The organism is Candidatus Dormiibacterota bacterium (assembly GCA_035532835.1).
In the GTDB taxonomy this organism is placed as follows: Bacteria; Vulcanimicrobiota; Vulcanimicrobiia; order Vulcanimicrobiales; family Vulcanimicrobiaceae; genus DAHUXY01.
Genome location: DATKQG010000115.1, coordinates 1 through 2,718, shown reverse-complemented (window position 1 = coordinate 2,718; position 2,718 = coordinate 1). Strand labels below are relative to the sequence as shown.

Below are 2,718 nucleotides of genomic sequence, written 5' to 3'. Positions count from 1 at the left end.
GCCCAGTAGCGGCCCGTCGTGAGCAACATATTGGCTACGGTCGTAACCGCGCAGCGTTAATTCGATGCCGACCGCACGGGCTTCGGCGGCGATCGCTACCGCGAAATGCGTCGTGATGTCCTCGCCGTTTGCAAACGAGAGTTGCAGGCTTAGTCGCCGGCCGTTCTTCACCCGGATGCCGCCGGCACCGGGAGTCCATCCGTCGCGTGTCAGCAGCGCGGCGGCCTGCGCCGGATCGTACGGCGTCTGCGCGACGTGCGGATCGTAGGCCCAGGTAAAGAGCCCGCGCATCGCCGTTCCCGCGTGGTAGAGACCGCCCGAGATCTTTTGCGTAAGCGTGCGGCGATTGATCGCCATCGCGAGGGCCTTACGAACCGCGCCGTCGGCGAGCACCGGATTCTTCAGATTGAACGCGAGCGCGTAGAAGTATGGGACGGGAGTGACGACGACCCGGTGATTCGGGATCGCGCGCAATTCGGCGATGCGCGAGGCGTCCTGGCCGAATGCGGCGTCGATTTCGCCCGTTTGCAAGCGTTCGATCGTGGTTGAATCGTCCGGTTCGAACGGCAGCACGAGACGGCGGATGCGCGGAGCCCCCGCGTAGTACCCGGGGTTCGCGCGCAGCGTGATGCGATCGCCGCGGCTCCAGCGCTCAAGGCGATAGGGCCCCGATCCAACCGGCTCCGCATTGAACGGCACGTGATTGAGGCTCGGCGCGCTCGCGAGCAGATGTGCGGGGAGAATCGGATAGTTCGAGTCCCCGCCGAAGAAATCGCTGATGATCGGCGAGTACGGCTCGCGCAAGGTGATGACTACCGTATACGGGTTCGGGGCGGCGATCGAGGTGATCACGTCGTAGCCGAAGCGCGTGGAGACGTTGTTCGAGGGGCTCATGATCGCGTGATAGGTGAAGACGACGTCACGCGACGTGACCGGAGCACCGTCTTGCCAGCGCACGCCGTGACGGAGATGAAACGTGATGCGTCTGCCGTCGGGGGAGACGCCGCCGTTCGCCGGAGTGGGCGCCTCGAGTGCCACATCGCCGACGATGCGGCCTTGCGGGTCGTAATTCGTCAGATACGAGTAGAGCAGCTCTCCGAACGTGTAGGCACCCGTGCCCTCGAGCAGCAGGGGATCGAGCGTGTTGGGCTCCTGGCGCAGCGCCACGACGAGCGTTCCCGGCGCGCGCGACGGCTGGTGGCCCTGGCGCGAACACGCCGGGAACGCCAGCACCCCCAAACACATCGAGAACACGATCGCGCGGCGCATCGGGTTACGCATTCAACGTACCCTAGAAGTTCGTGACGAAGTTCACGAACTGCATCGCGAAGAGGAACCAGATCGCGTAAACGGCCGCGAGAGCGACGAGGATCTCGCCGGTTCGCACGAGCCAGCCCCCCGGCCCGCGCAGCACTCGAACCACCGCCTCCACGATCATTGCGAGCGCGCCGATAATGGCGATCACGCCGATGACGGAGAGCACGATCATTTTGCCGGGCAAGGACGGCGAGAGAATCGCGGCTTCCGAAGAGAGGAGCATGGGCCATCCGATCAGCGTGACCAAAAAGGCGATCGCGCCGATGCGTGCGGCGGCATGGAGCATCTGCTCGTTGCGCGAGAGGTGCAGCGAAAGCTTGAGCTTACGCCGCGCAATCCACGCCCCGAGCCGGATGAGGAGCGAGAGCACGATGATGCCTGCGAAGATCGTGAGCAGCGATTTGATCGATCCCAGCGTGCGCAATCCCGTGACGCGCTGCTGGACGGAGACCATGTTGACCGCATCCGAGGCCCACGAAACGACGTTGCCGTTCGCATCGGTGCCGAAGACGAGGTAGGCATCGCCGCCGACCTGACGGTAGCGCAGCGGCGCGACCTCACGCCACTTGACGGGGTAGCCCGCAGCGTTCTTCATCGAGCTCGCCTCGATCGTGCCGTCGGGATTCGCCGTTACTTGGCTCTGCCCGAGGGTGTAGACGAAGGCGAGCGCACGCGTAACCCGCCGGCTGCTTACGTACCAGCCTGCGACGCGCGCGGCGTCCTTCTGCGGGTTTGCGACCGTCGGCTCGACCGGCGGCGTATAGGGATAGTAGCGATCGAGAAAGCGTTTGAAGAGATTGTTGCGGACGTCTTCGACCGCTCCGGCTTTACCCGGCGAGTTGAACGCGACGAACCAGCCGATGCCCTTGGACGGAATAAGGTGCAGATCGCTGTGGAACACAACGGTGTCGCCGCCATGCCCGATGATGGGAAGACCGTTGAAATCGTCTTGGTAGAAGCCGAGATCGAAGCCGGGCAACCCCGGCTCCGGCACCACCTGCTGCGTCCACATTTCGTCGATCGTCGCGGGCTTGAGCAGCTGGTAGCCCTCGTAGTTTCCGTGGTTCAAATACGCGAGGATGAAGTGCGCCATGTCCATACCGGTGGAGCTCGATGCGCCCGCCGGCGCCGTATCGACGTATTCGAACGGCTTGGTTTTGCCTTCGGAGGCGTTGAGGTAGCCGGTCGCCATCAGCGGCGCGAGGTTCGGCGGCAGCGGCTGCAGGAACGAGGAATGCACCATCTTCAGCGGCTGGAAGATGTGCGTTGCGATGTAGTCTTCGAACTTCTCGCCCGAGACGCGTTGCACGATGTAGCCCGCGAGCGTCGCGCCGTAGTTCGAATACGCGATCACCTTGCCCGGCGGGAAGATGCGGGTCGGCAGCCGCCGTTTCAGATAGA

2 protein-coding genes are annotated in these 2,718 nt (G+C 64.1%); both read right to left on the bottom strand.

Translation table 11 applies throughout. The features are described 5' to 3' along the window. Nucleotides 1-1,269, bottom strand: a 1,269-nt coding sequence (locus VMW12_13980; GenBank protein HUZ50832.1) for a peptide ABC transporter substrate-binding protein, incomplete at its 3' end; no start/stop codon positions are given. A 22-nt stretch (nucleotides 1,270-1,291) separates the two neighbouring features. After that, nucleotides 1,292-2,718 (bottom strand): serine hydrolase (locus VMW12_13975; protein HUZ50831.1); only part of this gene is annotated, 1,427 nt, incomplete at its 5' end.